19 protein-coding genes are annotated in these 20,418 nt (G+C 64.4%); 17 read left to right on the forward strand and 2 right to left on the reverse strand.

Annotated elements, in window-relative coordinates; all coding sequences use genetic code 11:
- The 5 genes from AB4Y63_RS16310 to AB4Y63_RS16330 all read left to right on the forward strand — a co-directional run bounded on the left by AB4Y63_RS16310 (position 1) and on the right by AB4Y63_RS16330 (position 6,111).
- Positions 1-819, forward strand: coding sequence for a hypothetical protein (locus AB4Y63_RS16310; protein WP_441792150.1), 819 nt, complete (start codon positions 1-3; stop codon positions 817-819).
- Between the two features lie 2 nt (positions 820-821).
- Entirely contained in the window at positions 822-1,955 is a 1,134-nt protein-coding gene (menC, locus tag AB4Y63_RS16315; RefSeq protein ID WP_441792118.1) for an o-succinylbenzoate synthase, read from the forward strand.
- Between the two features lie 11 nt (positions 1,956-1,966).
- Entirely contained in the window at positions 1,967-3,484 is a 1,518-nt protein-coding gene (locus AB4Y63_RS16320) for a leucyl aminopeptidase (protein ID WP_441792119.1), read from the forward strand.
- A gap of 102 nt (positions 3,485-3,586) precedes the next feature.
- Positions 3,587-4,909 carry a glutamine synthetase family protein gene (locus AB4Y63_RS16325; RefSeq protein WP_441792120.1) on the forward strand — a complete coding sequence of 441 codons (1,323 nt, stop codon included), beginning with the start codon at positions 3,587-3,589 and terminating at the stop codon, positions 4,907-4,909.
- Positions 4,910-4,950: 41 nt separating this feature from the next.
- Positions 4,951-6,111 (forward strand): amidohydrolase family protein, encoded by a 1,161-nt coding sequence (locus tag AB4Y63_RS16330; RefSeq protein ID WP_441792121.1) that lies wholly within the window; start codon positions 4,951-4,953, stop codon positions 6,109-6,111.
- A 43-nt stretch (positions 6,112-6,154) separates the two neighbouring features.
- Here the strand turns inward: AB4Y63_RS16330 and AB4Y63_RS16335 are convergent, their stop codons facing one another.
- On the reverse strand, positions 6,155-6,847 hold the full coding sequence (locus tag AB4Y63_RS16335; protein ID WP_441792122.1) for a YdeI/OmpD-associated family protein: 693 nt from the start codon (positions 6,845-6,847) through the stop codon (positions 6,155-6,157).
- 72 nt (positions 6,848-6,919) lie between these two features.
- Between AB4Y63_RS16335 and AB4Y63_RS16340 the strand changes: the two genes are divergently transcribed.
- From AB4Y63_RS16340 to AB4Y63_RS16395, 12 genes are all read left to right on the forward strand, one after another.
- Entirely contained in the window at positions 6,920-8,338 is a 1,419-nt protein-coding gene (locus tag AB4Y63_RS16340; RefSeq protein WP_441792123.1) for an FAD-binding oxidoreductase, read from the forward strand.
- Positions 8,339-8,364: 26 nt separating this feature from the next.
- The gene (locus AB4Y63_RS16345; RefSeq protein ID WP_441792124.1) at positions 8,365-9,693 is read left to right on the forward strand and encodes a class I SAM-dependent methyltransferase; all 1,329 of its coding nucleotides are present in this window, start codon (positions 8,365-8,367) and stop codon (positions 9,691-9,693) included.
- 249 nt (positions 9,694-9,942) lie between these two features.
- The gene (locus AB4Y63_RS16350) at positions 9,943-10,632 is read left to right on the forward strand and encodes an alpha/beta fold hydrolase (RefSeq protein WP_441792125.1); all 690 of its coding nucleotides are present in this window, start codon (positions 9,943-9,945) and stop codon (positions 10,630-10,632) included.
- Between the two features lie 317 nt (positions 10,633-10,949).
- Entirely contained in the window at positions 10,950-12,407 is a 1,458-nt protein-coding gene (locus AB4Y63_RS16355; RefSeq protein WP_441792126.1) for a flavin monoamine oxidase family protein, read from the forward strand.
- Between the two features lie 246 nt (positions 12,408-12,653).
- On the forward strand, positions 12,654-13,430 hold the full coding sequence (locus AB4Y63_RS16360; RefSeq protein ID WP_441792127.1) for an IclR family transcriptional regulator: 777 nt from the start codon (positions 12,654-12,656) through the stop codon (positions 13,428-13,430).
- A gap of 123 nt (positions 13,431-13,553) precedes the next feature.
- Positions 13,554-14,234 (forward strand): 4-carboxy-4-hydroxy-2-oxoadipate aldolase/oxaloacetate decarboxylase, encoded by a 681-nt coding sequence (locus tag AB4Y63_RS16365; RefSeq protein ID WP_441792128.1) that lies wholly within the window; start codon positions 13,554-13,556, stop codon positions 14,232-14,234.
- Complete coding sequence (locus AB4Y63_RS16370) at positions 14,231-15,331, forward strand: 4-oxalomesaconate tautomerase (protein WP_441792129.1); 1,101 nt, start codon at positions 14,231-14,233, stop codon at positions 15,329-15,331. Before AB4Y63_RS16365 ends, AB4Y63_RS16370 begins: the two co-directional genes overlap by 4 nt.
- Positions 15,328-16,347 (forward strand): amidohydrolase family protein, encoded by a 1,020-nt coding sequence (locus tag AB4Y63_RS16375; protein WP_441792130.1) that lies wholly within the window; start codon positions 15,328-15,330, stop codon positions 16,345-16,347. Before AB4Y63_RS16370 ends, AB4Y63_RS16375 begins: the two co-directional genes overlap by 4 nt.
- Positions 16,344-17,237 (forward strand): amidohydrolase family protein, encoded by an 894-nt coding sequence (locus AB4Y63_RS16380; protein ID WP_441792131.1) that lies wholly within the window; start codon positions 16,344-16,346, stop codon positions 17,235-17,237. The genes AB4Y63_RS16375 and AB4Y63_RS16380 overlap by 4 nt, the downstream gene beginning before the upstream one ends.
- A 2-nt stretch (positions 17,238-17,239) precedes the next feature.
- On the forward strand, positions 17,240-17,638 hold the full coding sequence (gene ligA, locus AB4Y63_RS16385) for a protocatechuate 4,5-dioxygenase subunit alpha (RefSeq protein WP_441792132.1): 399 nt from the start codon (positions 17,240-17,242) through the stop codon (positions 17,636-17,638).
- Positions 17,638-18,486 (forward strand): class III extradiol dioxygenase subunit beta, encoded by an 849-nt coding sequence (locus AB4Y63_RS16390; protein ID WP_441792133.1) that lies wholly within the window; start codon positions 17,638-17,640, stop codon positions 18,484-18,486. The genes ligA and AB4Y63_RS16390 overlap by 1 nt, the downstream gene beginning before the upstream one ends.
- Positions 18,483-19,433, forward strand: a complete 951-nt coding sequence (locus AB4Y63_RS16395) for a Gfo/Idh/MocA family oxidoreductase (protein WP_441792134.1) — start codon at positions 18,483-18,485, stop codon at positions 19,431-19,433. The genes AB4Y63_RS16390 and AB4Y63_RS16395 overlap by 4 nt, the downstream gene beginning before the upstream one ends.
- A gap of 74 nt (positions 19,434-19,507) precedes the next feature.
- Here the strand turns inward: AB4Y63_RS16395 and AB4Y63_RS16400 are convergent, their stop codons facing one another.
- A complete protein-coding gene (locus AB4Y63_RS16400; RefSeq protein WP_441792135.1) occupies positions 19,508-20,347 on the reverse strand; it encodes an NAD(P)-binding domain-containing protein in 840 nt (279 codons plus the stop codon).
- Positions 20,348-20,418: the final 71 nt, after the last annotated feature.

Consider the following 20,418-nt stretch of genomic DNA (forward strand, 5'->3'; position numbering starts at 1 on the left):
GTGATCGAGGCGGATGCCGTGGAGCTCGCCGCTGTCTATGCGAAGGAAAGCAACGTCGAAATCAGGGAGCTGCACGGTTCTGCCGACATGCAGACCGCAGCCCAACTCCTCGCGGACGTGTGGGGGTTGGAGCCGATGCGGATGCAAGTAAAGCCCGACATGCTGATCGCCCTGGCCCACGCACGAAACTATGTGGTCGGTGCGTTCGACGGCGAGGAAATGGTGGCCGCGTGCATAGCCTTCTTCTACGCCCCCAAAGATTTGGCGCTCCACTCTCACATCACCGGGGTTGCCAAGGATCGCGCCGGGAGCGGAATCGGAAAGGCGCTCAAGTACCACCAGCGCGCTTGGTGCCTGGCTCGAGGCGTCGAAACCATGACCTGGACCTTCGACCCGCTGGTTGCCCGAAACGCCTTCTTCAATTTGGAAAGGCTCGGGGCACGCCCGGCGCAGTACTTGCCCAATTTCTACGGCGAGATGACCGACGAACTCAATCGTGGCCAAGCGAGCGACCGGCTCCTGCTCAACTGGGACCTTCGAAACTCCGGTTCCACGCCATCCGACAGCGAGGGAACCCTGCCTCCGGCGGTCCTGAGCCGCGGCGAGCGCGGACCGGTGCTCGATCTTGCCCTCGCTGAGCATGCACGTGCGTGCCGAGTCGAGATCCCGTCCGACGTGGAACTACTCCGTCGCACCGATCCGGCCGCCGCCGAGCGCTGGAGGCTCGCCCTCAGAGGTACTTTGATCCCGCTACTTGCGGGCGGCTGGCAAATCGTCGGCTTCGACCGAAGCGGTTTCTACCGCATAGAAAGGAATTGAAATTGCGCATTCTCAACGTTGAGTTGATCACCATCCGGCTACCGCTCGTGGCTCCGTTCACGACGTCGTTCTCGACCCAGACCGAGCGCACCCCGATGCTGGTGAAGCTCACCGCCGAGGTCGATGGTTCAGAGGTGGTGGGGTGGGGCGAGTGCGTTTCACTTCGCGACCCGGTGTATTCCGAGGAATACGTGGACGGGGCCCGCGAGGTGCTGCGTCGCTACCTGATCCCGATGCTGTATCGCTGGCAGGAATCGGGCAACGCCCTCACGGCCGAGGTCGTCGGGCACGCGCTTCGGCATATCAAGGGCCACCGGATGGCGAAGGCAGCCCTGGAGATGGCCGTGCTCGACGCTCAGCTGCGGGCAAGCGGAAAATCATTCGCCAGCTACTTCGGAGCCACGACGACATCCGTCCCTTCCGGCGTCTCGGTCGGCATCGCGGATTCCATCGACAGTCTGCTCGCGACCGTCGGCGACTATCTCGATCAGGGCTACGTGCGCATCAAACTCAAGATCCGACCAGACTGGGACATCGAACCGGTGCGGGCGGTGCGCGAGCGTTTTGGCGACATCCCCCTGCAGGTCGACGCAAACGCCGCATACACGCTGCTGGATGCGCCGTTGCTTCGGCAGCTGGACGACTTCGGTCTCCTGCTGATCGAGCAGCCTCTCGCTGATGATGACCTGCGGCAGCATGCGTTGCTCGCCAAGGCGATGACGACGCCGATGTGCCTCGATGAGTCGATCGTCTCCGCGGCCTCTGCGGCCGATGCGATCGCATTCGGCGCGGCCGCCGTGATCAACATCAAGCCCGGCCGCGTCGGCGGGTATCTCGAGGCCAGGCGTATCCATGACATCGCCTCGGCGAACGGCGTCGCGGTCTGGTGCGGGGGAATGCTCGAGACCGGGCTGGGACGTGCCGCGAACGCCGCTCTGGCCGGAATGCCGGGCTTCACCCTTCCGGGCGATATCTCTGCGTCCGACCGCTTCTACCGGGTCGACATCACCGAACCGTTCGTGCTCGATGCTGGCCGCATCGCCATCCCGACCGGTCCCGGACTCGGCGTAGCTCCACTTCCCGAGGTCCTGGGCGAAGTCACCATCCACTCCGAGACGGTCACGCAAGAGAAATGAGCACGAGTCCCATGGTGAAGATTACAGAAATCGGCCTTGGCGTCATCGCCGACATCCTGGATGCGTCGCCCAGCGACGCGCTCGTGATCGGCATCGGCCAAGGTGCGGATGGGCCGGTGTTGCTCGCGAACCCGCTCAGCGCCACGGATGCCGCAACGATCGCAGCCTCCCTCGGGTCCCTGGGAATCACTGGTGCAGCCGACCAGGTGCACCGTCTGCAGGCAATTCCCGGGACCGGGGCAGAAGTTCTCGTCCTGGCGGGCGTCGGCCAGGTCGCGGACGGCGCTCCCCTGGCTGAGGAGGCTCTGCGTCGGGCCGCAGGGTCAGCCATCCGTCAGCTGGCCGGCCTGACTTCGGTTACCTTGGCGTTCCCTGCGGCGACTCGGAGCGACGTCTCCGCCATCGCGGAAGGCGCAGCGCTGGGCGCTTTTTCCTATACAGAGCACCGCTCCAGCACAGACGGACTCAAGGATCCGGTCAAGAAGGTTCTGATCTACACGGCCGTCGACGACGACATCCAACCCGTGTTCGACCGGGCGTTGCTCGTTGCACGCGCGGTGAACATCACGCGCACCTTGGTCAACCAGCCTCCCAGCCAGCTCTACCCGGAGTCGTTCGCCGATGCGGCGAATGAACTCGCCGCGGGGCACCCGGTCACCGTCACGGTCTGGGACGAGAAGCGGCTCGCGGACGATGGCTTCGGCGGAATCCTGGGCGTCGGACAAGGCTCGGCGCGCCCGCCACGCCTGGTTAAAGTGGTGTACGCGCCCGCCGACGCATCCAAGAAGATCGCGCTGGTCGGGAAAGGCATCACTTTCGACACGGGTGGAATCTCCATCAAACCGGCGGCCGGCATGGGCGATATGAAGAGCGACATGGCGGGGGCCGCCGTCATCCTCACCACGGTGCTCGCTGTTGCCGAACTCGGCCTTCCGATTGCGGTGACGGCCTGGCTGTGCATCGCCGAGAACATGCCTTCAGGGGCCGCGCAGCGACCGTCGGATGTTCTGACGATGTTCGGCGGTAAGACCGTTGAAGTGCTCAATACTGACGCCGAAGGACGAATCGTCATGGCAGACGGCCTGGCAGCGGCCAGCCTCGAACAGCCGGATGTACTCATCGACGTCGCCACCCTGACGGGCTCCCAGCTGATCGCTCTCGGCCTCCGTACCGGAGGGGTCATGGGGTCAGACAGCGTGACAAGTGCGCTCAAGTCGGCAGCCGACCGAGCGGGCGAGCTTCTCTGGCCGATGCCACTCCCCGAGGAACTGCGGGCCACCATCGATTCGCCCGTGGCCGACCTCGCCAACATCGGCGATCGCTACGCCGGCATGATGAGCGCTGGTGTTTTTCTGCGCGAGTTCGTCGGCAAGAACGCCGAGGGTGAGCAGATACCGTGGGCCCACATCGACATTGCCGGCCCGTCCTTCAACAATGGCAGCGCCTATGGCTACACGCATAAGCAGGGCACCGGAATTATGGTCCGCACGCTCCTCGCGTATGTCGACGACATGGTCGCAGCGGGCTGAATGAACCCGGGGTGGGGCTTGATCATGAACCGGCCCCACTCCGTTGACAGTCGTAGCTGGCGCGGTGTGCCTGTGGTGGAAGAACAATGAAGGGAAACGGCTGTGAGCAATAACGGCTCAGTGAAAAGTGTCACGACGGGAGGCGAGGCTGTCCAGGCCTCTCTCCTCGTGGGCACAGTGGTCGACTTCGCCGGTGTGACTCGGGCGAAAGGCGTCCCGCTCCGCCGATTATCGACGTTTGTCACCTCCGGTATGGGGGCGTCGCAGACGTGGCCCGTGTTCTGTGTCGACAACGGTGTCGCATTCACTCCTTCGATTGGAGTCAGCGGAGACCTGCGATTCCGCATCGATGTGGACAAGGTGCGCCCGATCGACGACGGCGTGGCAGGGGGACCGGCCGACTTCTACAACCAGGATGGTTCCCCGTCAGCGTTGTGTTCTCGTGCCAGGCTCGCTGCCGTGGTCGAGCACGCGTCGGAGCGCGGGCTCGTGCCGATGATGGGCACCGAGCTCGAATTCGTGCTCACCACATTGACGGGGGAGCGGCTTCCCAAGGCGTCCTGGACCGCCTATGGCATCAATGCTTTCGTCACTCACCGTGCCTTCCTGGTGGACCTCACGGAAACACTGGAACGGGCAGGCGTCGGCACCGAACAGATCCATGCCGAACATGGCGAGGACCAGTTCGAGGTCTCGTTGGCGCCGGCTGCGCCCGTTGACATGGCGGATGGCTGTGTGTTGACCCGCATCCTCATCGGGAGCGTGGCGGAGCGCCACGGCATGGCGGTCTCCTTCTCGCCGATGCCCTGGGTGGGTGGATCCGGCAATGGGGCGCATCTGCATCTGTCGCTGAAGCGACAGGACAGGCCACTGTTCGGGGGTGGCGATGGGCCGCACGGACTCACCGTCGAGGGCGGCTCGGCTATCGCCGGGATCATCGGCGGACTGAATGAACTGATGGGTATCTACGCGGGGTCGGTCATTTCGGCCCAACGCCTTCAGCCCGGCCGCTGGTCGGGCGCCTCGGCCGGCTGGGGACTGGAGAATCGAGAGGCCGCAGTTCGTTTCCTCGCGGCCACGACCGGCAACCCGCATGGCGCAAATGTGGAACTGAAGATCGTCGATCCCAGTGCCAACATCTACTTGGCCGCCGCGGCCCTACTGGGTTCCGCGGTCAACGGAATCGATAACAATCTGCCGCTGCCGGCTGAATTAGCGACGAATTCTGCAGAGAGCGCCGTCGCACTCAACGCCGAGCAGTTCTCGGTTCTTGCGGCGTTGGAGAACTCGCCCCTCGCCGCACGAATCCTGGGGCCGGACATTGTGGAGGGCGTCGTCGCCGTGCGTCGGCATGAAGCCACCCAGTACGCAGACAAATCCCCAGCCCAGATCGCGGAGGCCGTTCGCTTCGCTTGGTCGGCTTGACCATGTGGGCACGAGAGGGGGAGGGCCTGACAGGCGGTGGGGTGGACGTTCTGTCAGGACTCGATGAGCAGATGCCGACCCGACTGGCGGAGGCCATCCGGTCGATGCCCCTGGTGGATCACCATGTGCATGGCTGCTTCACACTGCCCATTGCCCGTGCCGGTTTCGAGGAAGCCATCAACGAAGGTTCTCCCGACCCCATCCCGAGTTTCATGACCCAGTTCGACTCCCAACTCGGATTCGCCATTCGGCGCTGGTGCGCACCCCTGCTGGGCCTGGCGGAGCATGCCGACGCGGATGCCTACTGGGCCGCTCGCAGCGCGCTACCGCCGGCCGAGCTCAACCGTCTGTTCCTGCCGCGAGCCGGGGTCGGCCACTGGATCATCGACACGGGCTTCAGCGCCTCGGCCATATCCACGCCGCTGGCTATGTCGGATGACTCCGGAGCGGGCAGCTCGGAAATTCTTCGCCTCGAGCTGCTGGCTGAGTCTGTGGCCGCAGGCGCGGCGTCTGCTGCAGCCTTCGCCTCCGACTTCCGGGAGGCCTTGGCGCAGGCGCTGCCCACCATCGTCGGCTTCAAAACCATCGCCGCCTACCGATGCGGGTTCGACATCGACTGGTCCGTCCCCACCGACTGGCAGGTCGAGCAGGCAGTGGCTCGGTGGAACGCGCAGGCCGACACAGCGTTGCGGCTGGACGACCCGGTGATCATCTCATTCATCGTGCACGCGGCTGTCGGCTGTCGACTCCCCATTCAGTTTCACGTGGGCCTCGGCGACCGGGATATGGACCTGCATCGATCCAACCCGATGCTCTTGCTCGGGCTGCTGCGGCAGCCCCAAGTTCAGGGCTCGCCCATCATGCTGCTGCACTGCTACCCGTACCATCGGGAGTCGGGCTACCTGGCTCAGGCATTCAACAACGTCTACTTCGACGTGGGGCTGAGCCTGAACTATGTCGGGGCCCGGAGCGCCGACATCGTCGCGGAATCCCTGGAACTGGCGCCATTCGCCAAGCAGCTCTACTCATCGGATGCGTTCGGTCTCCCTGAGCTTCATCTGCTGGGAGCGGTGCTGTGGCGGAGGTCGATGGCGCAGGTTCTGGGCCGTTGGGTACACCAGGGGGATTGGGCTGAGTCGGATGCCATCCGGGTTGCCGAACTGACAGCGTCAGGAAACGCGCGCCGCGTTTACGATCTCTGAGATCCCCGGTTGCGGATGCCGAGAGAGTGGCCAAGCGTGCCGCTCATGCCTCGTCCGGTGTCGAAGGTGATGAGGATGCCGCGGCTCGCGCCGCCTCGGCGGCACGCTCCACCCATTTCGGCACGACGCCAAAGCGCTGAAAGGGAACCATGCGTCCGGCTGCGCTCTCATCGATGAGCTGAGCCAAGCGTCGTTCGCGGGTGGCCTCTTGCTTCGCGGTGAGCACCCAGTGCGTGACCTGGCGACGATAGCTCGCCGTGGCGACCGCCCAAAACGCGGATGCCGCGGGGTTAGCGGCCAGCCGCGCGGATGCTTCGGGCGGCAGATCCTGCTCGGGGTTCTCGTGCGAGTACACCCCTGATCTGTCCTCACGGCGGCGCTCGAACGCAGCGATGCCGGCCTCGCGCATCCGTCCCTCGGCGGTGAGCTTCTCGACGAGTGCGATGTTGACGCTCGACCAGTTGCTTGAGGCCTTGCGCGGTGTCCACCGTTGGCGCCGGGCATCCTCATCGATGCGCTGAGAGACGGAATCGATCCAGCCGAAGCACAGGGCTTCGGGAACGGCCTGCTCCCAGGTGAGGCCGACATCGGGCACGTGCTTCTTGTACAGGCCCATCCAGAGTTCCGTCGCGGTGGCGTGGTTCGCCTCGAGCCACGCGCGAAACTCCTCCGGCGAGGCGAAGAAGATCGCCGGTCGCTCGGGTGTGCCGCCCGGTGTTCCGATCGTCGTGGTCATGGCACGAGTCTGCCAGAACGCACCGACGGAGCGGGCGTCGCGCCGGAGGAGACGTCGGGCTAACGTGAAAGCGTGCCCGCCCCCGTGCCAGTCGCCTTGCTCGACGCGCAGCGCGCTCACGCCGCCGGCGTGCAGCGCCTTCTGGAGAGCTACCGGGCGGTGCCGGCGACGACCCCGGTGCGGCTGGCCAAACGCACCTCGAATCTGTTCCGCACCCGGGCCAAGACCACCGCGCCGGGACTGGACGTTTCCGGCTTGACCGGCGTCATCGCGATCGACGCGGATGCCGGCACCGCCGAGGTCGCCGGCATGTGCACCTACGAAGACCTCGTCGCCGCGACGCTGCCGTACGGGTTGGCGCCCCTCGTGGTACCGCAGCTGAAGACCATCACCCTCGGTGGTGCGGTGACCGGCCTCGGCATTGAGTCGACCTCGTTTCGCAACGGCTTGCCGCACGAGTCGGTGCTGGAGATGGACATCCTGACCGGCACCGGTGAGATCCTCACCGCGTCACCCCACGAGAACACCGCCCTATTCCGCGCATTCCCCAACTCCTACGGCACGCTCGGCTACGCGGTGCGCCTGCGCATCGAGCTGGAACCCGTCACACCGTTCGTCGCACTCCGGCACCTGCGGTTCCACTCTCTTGCCGAGCTGATCCGAACGATGAACGGCATCCTTCAGACCGGCAACCACGACGGAATTCCGGTCGACTATCTCGACGGTGTGGTGTTCAGTGCCACCGAAAGCTACCTCTGCGTCGGCGCACAGACGAGTGAACCAGGCCCGGTCAGCGACTACACGGGTCAGCAGATCTTCTATCGCTCGATTCAGCACGCGAACGGTGTGACGGATGACCGGCTCACGATCCATGACTACTTCTGGCGGTGGGACACCGACTGGTTCTGGTGCTCGGAGGCATTCGGTGCGCAGGTTCCCTGGATTCGCCGGCTCTGGCCCCGGCGCTATCGGAGCAGTCGCTTCTACGGAAAGCTGATGAAACTCGAGCAGCGGTTTCAGATCGGCAACCGGCTCGAGAAAGTCAAAGGGCGGCCACCCCGCGAGCGGGTGGTGCAAGATGTCGAGGTGCCGATCGAACGGTGCGCGGAGTTTGTGAACTGGTTTCTTGAAACCGTGCCGATCGAGCCGGTCTGGCTGTGCCCGCTGCGGTTGCGTGACGACGAGGGCCGGGGCTTCGGTTCCCGTGTTCGGGGCTGGCCGCTCTACCCGCTGCAGCCCCTGCAGAGCTATGTGAATGTCGGCTTCTGGTCGACGGTGCCGATCGGATCAGTCGAGGGGGAGACGAACCGGCTGATCGAGCAGAAAGTGGCCGAGCTCGACGGGCACAAGTCGCTCTACTCCGACTCCTATTATTCGCGGGACGAGTTCGACGCACTCTACGGCGGCGACGCGTATCGCGCCGTCAAGCAGCGCTACGACCCCGATTCTCGACTCCTCGACCTCTATGCGAAGGCGGTACAACGACGATGACGACGTTCAAGGATCGTGGCACGGACGTGACCAAGAAAACGGATGCGACGAGGCAAACGGATGCAGCGCACCCGGCAGGCACCAGCACCTATACCCTCGCCGAGGTGCTCGAGATCCTGGCCGGCGGCCGGCTGCCGCTGCGGTTCACCGCCTACGACGGGAGTTCGGCCGGTCCGCCCGATGCGCCGCTCGGGTTGGATCTGAAGTCGCCGCGCGGCACGACCTACCTCGCGACGGGACGCGGTGATCTCGGCCTGGCCCGCGCCTACATCGCCGGCGATCTCGACATCGACGGCGTGCACCCCGGTGACCCGTATGAGCTGCTTAAAGCGCTCGCCGACAGCCTGGTTTTCACACGCCCGTCTCCGCGGATGATGCTGGACATCATCCGTTCGATCGGCGTCGAACATCTGCGCCCGATCGCGCCGCCGCCCGAGGAAACGCCAGCCCGGTGGCGTCGCATCGCCGGGGGCCTCCGTCACAGCAAGGGTCGCGACGCCGAGGCGATCCACCACCACTATGACGTCTCGAACACCTTCTATGAGTGGGTGCTCGGGCCGTCGATGACGTACACCTGCGCGTGCTACCCGACGGATGCGGCATCCCTCGATGAAGCGCAGGAGAACAAGTACCGGCTCGTGTTCGAGAAACTGCGGCTGAAGCCGGGGGACCGGTTGCTCGACGTCGGATGCGGCTGGGGTGGCATGGTGCGTTACGCCGCGCGCCGGGGCGTGCGCGCCCTCGGGGTGACGCTGTCGACCGAGCAGACCAGATGGGCGAAGCGAACAATCGAGGAGGAAGGCCTGAGTGGCCTGGCCGAAGTGCGCTACGGCGACTATCGCGACATCCGGGAGAGCGGCTTCGACGCAGTGTCCTCGATCGGGCTGCTCGAGCACATTGGCGTGCACAACTATCCGTCGTACTTCGAGTTCTTGCAGTCCCGGCTGCGCGCCGGCGGGTTGCTGCTCAACCACTGCATCACTCGGCCGGAAAACCGCACCAAAGCCGCGGCCCACGGTTTCATTGACCGCTATGTGTTTCCCGACGGCGAGCTCACCGGTTCGGGTCGCATCATCAGCGAGGCACAAGACGTCGGGCTCGAAGTGCTGCACGAAGAGAACCTGCGGGAGCATTACGCCCTCACTCTGCGCGACTGGTGCGCCAACCTCGTCGAGCACTGGGATGAGGCGGTGGATGAGGTCGGACTCCCCACCGCGAAAGTCTGGGGCTTGTACATGGCCGGTTCGCGGCTCGCGTTCGAGAACAACGGCATTCAGTTGCACCAGGTGCTGATGCAGAAGCCCGCCGGGAATGAGGCCGGCAGGCTGCCGTTGCGACCGTGGTGGACTCCGTAGCCATTTCGTTAGTTCGAGGAGCGCGACGAGCTCGACAATCCGCGCGGTGCCTTTCGCAACTTCGGAGATTTTGCTCGAATCGCGCGATTCGGGCCTGGCATCGTCGGAATTCTGAAGGATCTCCGAAGTTGGGAACGGGTCCCAGAGCAGATCGGCCACCGACACTTCACACCTCAAGGCCGTTGACGGCTTCCATGCCTCCGCCTACTGTTCCCGTCGTCCACGTCATTCAGCTCGAAGGAGAACAGCATGAGTGCACCAACCAAGTCAGTGGTCCTTGTCCACGGCGGGTTTGTCGACGGGTCAGGCTGGAAGGGGGTCTACGACATTCTCACTCGAGACGGCTACACCGTCAGTATTGTTCAGCACCCCACTCTGTCCCTGGCCGGAGACGATGCTGCGACACGGCAAATTCTCGATCGCCAGTCGGAGCCGGCCGTGTTGGTTGGGCACTCCTACGGCGGCGCCGTCATCAGCCAGGCAGGCACGCATGAGAACGTCGCCTCACTCGTCTTCGTCGCCGCGTTCGCGCCGGACGAGGGCGAGTCCGTGAACACCCTGATTCAGGGATTCCCCACCGATGGCCCGCAGCCGCCGATCCTGCCGCCCGACGGCGGTCTGCTCTTTCTCGACCGCGACAAGTTCCACGCCTCGTTCGCGGCCGACGTGCCCGCCGAAGATGCGGCGTTCATGGCCGATTCGCAAGTGCCGTGGGGCCTCGAAGCGCTAGGCACTGCGGTGACAGATCCGGCCTGGCGCAGCAAGCCGACCTGGTATCTGATCGCGGCCGATGACCACATGATTCCACCCTCGGCGCAGGAGACGATGGCGGCGCGGATGAGCGCGACCACGTCAGAATCCCATGGAAGCCACTCCGTCTATGTGTCCCGCCCGGAGGTCGTCGCCGACGTGATCAGGAGCGCAGCCGCAGGGGATTGACCGACAGGTTGCAGCGCGTCAACCGATCACTCTTTTTCTGCAAATTCGACGCACGCTCAGCGCACACCGAGGATGCCTCGGTGTGCGCTGAGCGTCTCGTGCGTCCGGCCGGTGCCGCTCTAGCGCTCCCGCCGAGAGCATCGCGCAACAATCGTCTACATTGTTTGCCGATTCATTCAAAGATCTGCTGAAATTGCTTGCAATCGGCAATTTTGGCCGGTAATGTTTCGCGGAATCGCACGACAGCGTCGTCGTGTGATTACCACCGGCAGTCCCCGGTGGCGGCAGCATTCACGGCGCGGCAACGCAAAGGAGCGATGATGGTCCCATCTGACGAGAATTCCGTAGCTGTGGAGGGCCGTGCGCCGACGCCTTCTGGCCTGACCCGACGCACCGTGCTCGGCGTCGGTGCCGCCGCTGCAGCGGGCGTGCTGCTCACAGCCGGCGCGGCGACCGGCCGCGGCCCGAATCCCAAAGACAAGAGCTGGGACACCATCGTCATCGGCGCGGGAGTAGCAGGGCTCGGCGCCGCACGCGCTCTCGTGGATGCCGGCAAATCGGTGCTCGTGTTGGAGGCGCGCGATCGCATCGGCGGTCGACTCTGGACTGACCGGAAGTCTATGTCGATCCCGTTCGAGCGTGGGGCCGAGCTCATTCACGGTGGACCGCGCACCTCAACCTGGCCGCTGGTGACAGGCCAGGGGCTGCAGACCCACATGTGGAGCCAAGAGTTCTCGAAGTTCAGCCCGGGTGACACGAAATGGACTAACCAGAACGACTACGAGTTCTACCACTTTCCGCAAGGCGCACCCTCGTTTCCCGACGGCATCCCCGAACCGGCCAACGACGAGGAGACCGCAGAGGCCTGGCTCCTGCGCCTCGGCATCCCGCGCAGCAATTACCCGCTCTCCTTCCTCGTGATCGAGGTCGACACCGAACAGTTCGATGTGCTCCCGGCCATCGACGTCGTCGGCGATCTGGAAGAGGCGCTTGAGTACGTCGCCGAATCCGGGTGGATGGGCGACTACAGCCCCGGCGGGGACTATCGGGTGATTGGTGGCTACAACCAGATTCTTGCGCCGCTCGCGAACGGGATCTCGATCATTCTGAAAAGCCCCGTGCGCACCGTGAAATACAGCGCGGCCGGCGCCGAGGTGGTCGTCAACGGCGGACATGTCTACGCGGCGAAGACCGTGGTTCTGGCCGTACCCGGCGGAGTGCTGAAACATGGCGACATCCAGTTCGACCCGCCGCTGTCAGCCGACCGGGCGGCTGCAATCCAGGAGATCGAGTACCTGCCCGTGTTCAAGGGGATTCTGGAGTTTGCCCACCCCGTTATCGTCACAGACCCCCGGGTGCCGGAGAATTGGGACCTCCTCGAGACCTACTCGCTCAACCCGCCCACCCTCTGGAACGCGTCGACAGGCACCCCCGGCTATGCCGGTCAGCTCGTCGTGACCTGGATGACCGGCGGTGCTGCGCAAGAACTCCTCAACCTCAAGGAGAAGGAGCGCCACGCGTTCGGGCTCGAAAACGTGCGCGCGACGACCGGCGACTCAAGTCTGAAGTTCGTGAATGCCTCGACCTACGACTGGTCGAAAGACGAGTATGCGCGCGGGGCGTACCCGGGTCCGTTCTCACGTCGTAGCGGGTTGAACGCACCGATCCAGGACACGCTGTTCTGGGCCGGCATGACGACGAGCACCGTGCACACCTCTCGGAACTCGGGAACGGCGGCGGCGCTGCCGGTTCTCGCCGCCCTCGCCTGGAAGTAGTCGGGCGCGAGGTGGTTCCCGCCGAAGCGGGACGGCTGACTCGGCGGTCGAGCCTGTTGAGCGATGTACTGAGTTCGTCGCAGTGACCTTCGCCAGCCGACCTCCAGACGTAACCATCCATGGAGGGGCGGCTCGCCCGGTCTCGACCGGCTCGACCACCGAGTTGGTTGCGTGTGGAGGTTGGCGCGTCGGGTCTCGACATGCTCGACTGCCGGGATGGGCAAGATTGATAGAGTCACAAGAACCATGGACAAGCCCCCCGAAACACGCTCGGTCACCGGGCGCGCCTTCGCGGTCTTGGACACCTTCAGCACGAAGTACCGCCGCCAATCGCTCTCGTCGATCGCGCGCCGTGCAGGCCTGCCGTTGACCACCGCGCACCGCCTCGTGCATGACCTGGAGCGGGAGTCCGCCCTGGTCAGGGGAGCCGACGGCGACTACGAGATCGGCCGCAAAATCTGGGACCTCGGCATCCTCGCCTCGGTGCACGCCGAACTGCGCGAAGTCGCCCTGCCGTATATGGAGGATATCTACGGGCTCGGCAACGACGCCGTGCAGATCGCCGTGCTCGACGGCTTGCGCTGCCTCATCGTCGAACGCATTGCCGGCTCACGCACGATGTCGGTGCAGAGCCGTCCGGGCGCGCGGCTCCCGCTACATGCCTCTGGCGTCGGAAAAGTGCTGCTCGCCTACGGCAACCATGACCTGCACGACGCCGTGCTCACCTCGCTTGAGCGCTACACCGCACAGACAATCACCGACCCCGCGAAACTGAGCGAGCAGCTCAAAGCGGTCAAGTCGCAGGGCTTCGCGATCACCGACGCCGAACTCGAGGAAGGCGCCAGATCCGTCGCGGTCCCCGTGCGCGGCAAAGGCGGCAAGGTCATCGCGGCGCTCGGAGTCGTCGTGCCGAGCTCACACACAGATGCCCAACGGATGGTCCCGGTGCTGCAAGTGACATCGGCCGCGCTTTCGAGAAAGCTCGTTGAGGCCGGTCTCGGCGTCGCGTCTCGCCTGCACTGACGACATCCGCCTACAGAAGTACCCTTCCGGTATCCGGAATTCGACCTAGGGTTTTCACTCCCTATGAAGTTGTCTGGAGGTGCGCGCTTTGCGCGAGCCTGCACAGGCCTTCAAAGGAGAATCATGGCGCGAGTAGTGACGGGTACACCACGTACCCCCCTGGACATCGTTGACGGCCTCGCCGAGCTGGGCGTTGCAACAGTTCACGAATCGCAGGGACGCACCGGTTTGCTCGACCTCCGCCTCCGCCCCATCTTCCCCGCGAAGATCGCCGGCAACGCCCTGACCTGCGAGGTCGCACCCGGCGACAATTGGATGATCCACGTGGCGGTCGAACAGGCCCAGCCCGGCGACATCCTGATCGTCACCCCCACCAGCCCCTGCGACGACGGCTACCTCGGCGACCTGCTGGCCGAGAGCCTGATGGCCCACGGTGTGCGCGGCCTGGTGATCGACGCCGGTGTGCGTGACGTCGCCACCCTCACCGAGATGGGCTTCCCCGTCTGGGCAAAGAGCATCGGAGCCCAGGGCACGGTCAAGGCCACGCCCGCCAATGTGCAGACCCCCATCGTCATCGCCAACCAGATGATCCGGCCGGGCGACGTCGTCATCGCCGACATCGACGGCGTGGTTGTGGTTCGTCGCGAAGATGCCGCGGCGGTGCTCGAAAAGGGGCGTGAGCGCGAAGCCAACGAGACGGCGAAGCGCGCGCGCCTGGCGGCCGGCGAACTGGGCCTCGACATCTACAACATGCGCGAGGCGCTCGCCGCCAAGGGCCTGGTGTACGAGAGCTACGCCGAATGACCAATACCCAGGTGGCGGTACCATGCTCGGTCATGCGCGGTGGAACCTCGAAGGGGCTCTACTTTCTGGCCGACGACCTTCCGGCTGACCGCGCGGCACGCGACCGTTTCTTGCTCGCGGCCATGGGCTCGCCCGACGCGCGCGAGATCGACGGCATGGGCGGCGGGCATCCGCTCACCTCCAAGGTCGCCGTCGTGCGTCGTTCAGAACGAGTCGGCACGGATGTCGATTACCTGTTTTTGCAGGTCTGGCCCGACCGTGCAGAGGTCAGCGATCAGCAGAACTGCGGCAACATCCTCGCCGGAGTCGGCCCGTTCGCGATCGAGCGCGGCCTGGTTGCTGCGCAGGATGGCGTGACCTCGGTCTCCATCTACATGGAGAACACCCAGTCGCAGGCGACCGCCCTCGTGCAGACGCCTGGCGGCCTGGTCGAGTACGCCGGCGACGCCCGAATCGACGGAGTTCCCGGAACCCACGCTCCGATCATCATCAACTTCGAAGATGTCGCGGGCTCCAGCTGCGGCTCGCTGCTCCCGACCGGCAACGTGATCGACATAGTCGACGGCATCCCGGTGACCTGCATCGACAACGGCATGCCGGTGGTGTGCCTGAGTGCCGCCGACTTCGGCATCACCGGTTATGAGTCGCCGACCGAGTTGGAAGCGAACGTGGAGCTGAAGGCGCGCGTCGAAGCGATCCGCCTTGCGGTCGGCCCGCTGATGAACCTCGGCGACGTGACCAACAAGACAGTGCCGAAAATGAGCCTGCTCGCTCCTGCCCGCGATGGCGGCCTGGTCAGCACACGCACGTTCATCCCGCACCGCGTGCACGAGTCGATCGGTGTTCTCGGGGCTGTCTCGGTGGCGACCGCCTGCATGCTCGAGGGCAGCGTTGCGGCCCAGATCGCCGGCCTTGATGAGGTCGGCGACAGCCTCGAAGTATCGGTCGAACACCCGACCGGGTTCTTCACAGTGCAGATGGAGGTCGACAACTCCAGCGGGAGTCCCGTCGTCGTCACGTCCGCCCTGCTCCGCACGGCCCGCATGTTGATGTCGGGCAGCGTCTACGTACTCCGATCGGCTTGGGAGAGCAAATGATCATCGATTGTCACGGCCACTACACAACCGCCCCCGAGCTTCACAACCAGTGGCGGATCGACCAGTTGGCGGCCTTCACAGCGGGTGAGCCCACACCCGCCTACCCCGAGATCTCCGACGACGTCATCCGGGAGAGCATCGTCTCGAACCAGCTGCGTCTGATTGACCAGCGCGGCACCGACCTCACGATCTTCTCGCCCCGGGCATCCGCCATGGGGCACCATGAGGGCGACCAGCGCATCAGCCTCGAGTGGACCGTCGCCTGCAACAACCTGATCAAGCGCGTCGTCGATCTCTTTCCTGAAACCTTCGTGGGCGTGTGCCAGCTGCCGCAGTCGCCCGGCGCCGACCTGACCGAGTCGATCGCCGAGCTCGAGCGGGCGGTCACCGAACTCGGCTTCATCGGCTGCAACCTCAACCCCGACCCGAGCGGCGGCATGTGGAACACGGTTCCGCTGACCGACAAGTATTGGTACCCGCTCTACGAGAAGCTGGTCGAACTCGACGTTCCGGCCATGATCCACGTGTCGGCGTCGTGCAACTCCAACTTCCACGCCACCGGCGCGCACTACATGAACGCCGACACCACTGCGTTCATGCAGCTGATCCAGGGCGACCTGTTCGCGGACTTCCCGACGCTGCGTTTCCTCATTCCGCACGGCGGCGGCGCCGTGCCGTACCACTGGGGTCGCTACCGCGGCCTGGCCGACATGCTGAAGCAGCCGAGCCTCGACACCCACCTGATGAACAACGTGTTCTTCGACACCTGCGTCTACCACCAGCCGGGCATCGACCTGCTCGTCGACGTGATCGACACCAAGAACATCCTGTTCGGCTCGGAGATGATCGGCGCGGTTCGGGGGATCGATCCCCAGACCGGGCAGTACTTCGACGACACCAAGCGTTACATTGACGCGGCGGATGTCTCGGCATCAGAACGCGACGCGATCTTCGCGGGCAACGCTCGAGCCGTGTTCCCGCGGCTGAACGAGAAGCTGGAGGCGCGCGGACTATGAGCACGCAGACCTTCGTGAAAGACGCTGACTGGCTGGACTGGGAAGCAAGTCCCAGCAAGCCCCAGTTTGTCGTGCCCGTGGGAGCCGTCGACGCGCACTGCCACGTCTTCGGCCCCGGCAACCTCTTCCCCTTCGCACCGGAGCGCAAGTACACCCCCTGCGATGCCAGCCGCGATCAGCTCTTCGCCCTGCGCGACTTTCTCGGTTTCGAGAAGAACGTCGTGGTGCAGGCCACCTGCCACGGATCCGACAACTCGGCACTTCTCGACGTGCTTGAGTACTCGAACGACAAGGCGCGCGGCGTTGTCACGGTGACGCCCGACGTGACCGAGGCCGAGCTGGCCCGGATGCACGAGCTGGGTGTGCGCGGCGTGCGCTTCAACTACGTCAAGCGCCTCGTCGACCCGAAGCCCGACGAGTACTACCGGGCCATCGTCGACAAGATCCGTCCGCTCGGCTGGCATGTCGTGCTCTATTTCGAGCCCTCCGACCTGCGCGAGAAGGGCGATTTCTTTCGCTCGCTCAATGTGCCGATCGCCATCGACCACATGGGGCGTCCCGACGTCAGCAAGCCGCTCGACAATCCCGACTTCGAGCTGCTGCAGACGTTCATGCGCGACAACGACAACGTCTGGTGCAAGGTCAGCTGCCCGGATCGCCTGAGCCTGAGCGGTGCGCCGCTTTATGCGGATGTCGTCCCGTTCGCGAAGGCGATCGTCGAGGAGTTCCCCGACCGGGTGCTCTGGGGCACCGACTGGCCGCATCCCAACATGAAGAAAGACGTGCCAGACGACGGGATCCTCGTCGACTACGTGCCGTCGATCGCCACGACCCCGGCGCTGCAACAGAAGCTGCTCGTCACCAACCCCAACACCCTCTACTGGAGCTGATCATGAAGCCCAACTTTGAACAATTCGACGACATCCCCGGCACCACGATCTTTACGATCGAGAAGGCGCGGGAGGGTTTCGCGCTCAATCAGTTCTGCATGAGTCTGCGCACCGAAGTGAACCGGAAGCGCTTTCTCGCGGACGAAGTCGCCTATCTCGACGAGTGGTCGATGACCCCGGATCAGAAGGATGCCGTGCTCACCCGCGACTTTCAGAAGATGCTCGACACCGGTGGCAACGTCTACTTTCTCTCGAAGATCTTTGCGTCGGAAGGGAAGTCGTATGTGCAGGCCGTCAGCACGATGACCGATATGAACGTGGAGCAGTACACAGCGATGATGGTGGCCGGTGGCCGCAGCATCGAGGGCTGGCGCTCCAAGAAGGAACGAGGCGAAGCATAATGGCACGCATCACTGCTGGCGTCGCAACCAGCCATGTTCCCGCCGTCGGCGCGGCCATCGACATGGGCCGCACCGAAGAGCCCTATTGGAAGCCCATGTTCGAGGGCTACGAGTTCTCGAAGAACTGGATCAAGACCAACAACCCCGACGTGGCGATCATCGTCTACAACGACCACGCGTCGTACTTCGGCATGGAGATCATGCCGACGTTCGCAATCGGGATCGCCGACTCATTCGAGATCTGCGATGAGGGCTACGGTCCGCGCCCGGTTCCCGTCGTGGAGGGCGCCCCCGAGCTGGCGACCCACCTGGCCTCGTCGCTCATCCTCGACGACTTCGACATGACCGTGCTCAACGTGCTCGAGGTGGACCACGGGCTCACCGTGCCGCTGTCGCTCATGTACGGTTCGCCCGAAAAGTGGCCGACCAAGGTCATCCCGATCGCCGTCAACGTGGTGATGTACCCGCAGCCGTCGGGTGAGCGCTGCCTCTCGATCGGCAAGGCGATCCGCCGTGCCGTCGAGCAGTTCGATGAAGATCTTGATGTGCAGATCTGGGGAACCGGCGGCATGAGCCACCAGATCCAGGGCGCGCGTGCCGGGCTGATCAACCTGCCCTGGGACAAGCAGTTCATGGACGATCTCATCAACGCGCCCGAAGTGCTTCAGTACAAGTCGCATCTCGAGTACATGGTCGAGGCCGGCTCCGAAGGCGTCGAGCTCATCATGTGGCTGATCATGCGCGGTGCGCTCGGCGACACGGTCGACGAGGTCTACCGCTTCAACCACGTTCCGGCCTCGAACACCTCAGTCGGGCACCTCATCCTCACCCCCCAGGAGAACTCATGACCGTCAACCTCGCCGTCGTCGGCCTCGGCGCCTTCGGCCACAAACACCTCGATGCGATTTCGCAGATCGCCGACGCGAAAATTCAGTACGTCGCGCACAGCACACTGGATGCCGCCGAAGAAGTGGCCGCCACCTACGGCGCGAAGGCCGCATTCACCGACTACGCCGAACTGCTCGCGCAAGACGACCTCGACGGCGTGATTCTGGCGACGCCCACGCAGATGCACCACGCACAGACGATCCAGGCTCTGCGTGCCGGCAAGAACGTGATGGTGGAGATTCCGATGAGCGACTCGCTCGCCGGAGTACAGGAAATCGTTGACCTGCAGCGGGAGACCGGGCTGATCGCAATGGCCGGTCACACCCGGCGGTTCAACCCGTCGCACCAGTACGTGCACAAGAAAATCCAGGCGGGAGAGCTGTCCATCCTGCAGATGGACGTGCAGACCTACTTCTTCCGTCGCACCAACACGAACGCGCTGGGCAAGCCCCGCTCCTGGACCGACCACCTGCTCTGGCACCACGCCGCGCACACCGTCGACCTGTTCCAGTACCAGACGGGCGAGAAGGTGGTGCAGGCCAACGCCATCCAGGGCCCGAAGCATCCTGAACTCGGCATCGCCATGGACATGTCGATTCAGCTGAAGACCGAGGGCGGCAAGATCTGCACGCTCTCACTGTCATTCAACAATGAGGGCCCGTTCGGAAGCTACTTTCGCTACATCGGCGACACCGCAACCTACGTCGCCCGCTATGACGACCTGTTCACCGGTGCGGAGGAACAGATCGACGTGTCGCAGGTGGATGTCTCGATGAACGGCATTGAGCTGCAGGACCGCGAGTTCGTCGCGGCGATCAAGGAAGGGCGCGAGCCCAACTCCAGCGTGGCTCAGGTGCTGCCGTGCTACATCGTGCTTGACGCGCTGCAGCAGCAGCTCGACTACTAACCGCTCGGTGGTCGAGCTTGTCGAAATCTCGTGACCCGATCGCTGGGGCTCGACAGGCTCGACCGCCGAGTTGGCTACTTGCCCGGCTTGCTGAACGGGATTTTCTTCCCGTGCAGAATGCGCGAGTAGTTCGCTTCAACCGAGCTGACCATGTTGCTCTCGTACCCGGTGTCGTTCAACATCTCGACGACATCCATCATCTCGATCTGTCGGCGCTTGATGTGCTGGGCCGTGCCCGAGAGATAGTCTTTCGCGGTTTCGCTCGTGCTGGAGTCGAACTCGTCGAGGATCTCTTGGTAGGCCCACTTCTGCATTCCCAGGCTCTCGGCAGCCCACAGGGTGTCGATCAGAACTCCGGCCATGCCCTTGGTCAGGATGCTGCGAATCAGCGTGCGCGCCGCCGCTTCTCCGGCGACGTCTGACACGTATTCGATGCTCGTTCCGAACGGTTCGAGCAACTCGATGAAGCGGTGCGCGCCAGTGCCGGCTGCGCACATCGGAACCCTTTCCGCGAGTTCCGGCCCGGGCTTCATGATGGCGACGTCGGCGAACGACCCGTCGGCGAAGAGTTCGGCGAGCTTGCGCTTGAGCGCTGGCGTGCCTGAGTTGAGATCGGCGAAGACGGCGCCCTGTTCAAGCAGAGGGGAGACCTGCTCGGCCACCGTGCGCGCAGCCATCGGTGAGTTAAGCGAGACGACGAGGTCTGCTCCGGCGACGGCGTCTTCGATGCTCGCGGCGCGGGGGATCGGTGAGGGCGTGCTTGCGGCGACGGGCACCGTGACGTTCTGGGCTGCGTTCTTCACTCCGGCGACATCGAAGCCGACCACGTTCACTCCGGCAGCGGCGAGTCCGCCGGCGATCAGCGCCGCATCGTCGCCGAGACCGATGAAGGCAACCCTGATCGCTTCGCTCATCTAGTCATTCTGGCAGACCGGCAATCTCGTTGATCGAGGAGCAGCCGACGGAGTCGGCCGCGTCTCGAGAT

This window comes from Leifsonia sp. YAF41 (genome assembly GCF_052113185.1).
Lineage (GTDB): Bacteria > Actinomycetota > Actinomycetes > Actinomycetales > Microbacteriaceae > Cryobacterium.

Bases quoted from the DNA above. Each gene is read 5' to 3' on its own strand.
- AB4Y63_RS16320 (WP_441792119.1), top strand. From the start codon at position 1,967: ATGGTGAAGATTACAGAAATCGGCCTTGGCGTCATCGCCGACATCCTG.
- AB4Y63_RS16335 (WP_441792122.1), bottom strand. From the start codon at position 6,847: ATGACCACGACGATCGGAACACCGGGCGGCACACCCGAGCGACCGGCG.
- AB4Y63_RS16350 (WP_441792125.1), top strand. From the start codon at position 9,943: ATGAGTGCACCAACCAAGTCAGTGGTCCTTGTCCACGGCGGGTTTGTC.
- AB4Y63_RS16355 (WP_441792126.1), top strand. From the start codon at position 10,950: ATGATGGTCCCATCTGACGAGAATTCCGTAGCTGTGGAGGGCCGTGCG.
- AB4Y63_RS16360 (WP_441792127.1), top strand. From the start codon at position 12,654: ATGGACAAGCCCCCCGAAACACGCTCGGTCACCGGGCGCGCCTTCGCG.
- AB4Y63_RS16365 (WP_441792128.1), top strand. From the start codon at position 13,554: ATGGCGCGAGTAGTGACGGGTACACCACGTACCCCCCTGGACATCGTT.
- AB4Y63_RS16370 (WP_441792129.1), top strand. From the start codon at position 14,231: ATGACCAATACCCAGGTGGCGGTACCATGCTCGGTCATGCGCGGTGGA.
- AB4Y63_RS16375 (WP_441792130.1), top strand. From the start codon at position 15,328: ATGATCATCGATTGTCACGGCCACTACACAACCGCCCCCGAGCTTCAC.
- AB4Y63_RS16380 (WP_441792131.1), top strand. From the start codon at position 16,344: ATGAGCACGCAGACCTTCGTGAAAGACGCTGACTGGCTGGACTGGGAA.
- ligA (WP_441792132.1), top strand. From the start codon at position 17,240: ATGAAGCCCAACTTTGAACAATTCGACGACATCCCCGGCACCACGATC.
- AB4Y63_RS16390 (WP_441792133.1), top strand. From the start codon at position 17,638: ATGGCACGCATCACTGCTGGCGTCGCAACCAGCCATGTTCCCGCCGTC.
- AB4Y63_RS16395 (WP_441792134.1), top strand. From the start codon at position 18,483: ATGACCGTCAACCTCGCCGTCGTCGGCCTCGGCGCCTTCGGCCACAAA.
- AB4Y63_RS16400 (WP_441792135.1), bottom strand. From the start codon at position 20,347: ATGAGCGAAGCGATCAGGGTTGCCTTCATCGGTCTCGGCGACGATGCG.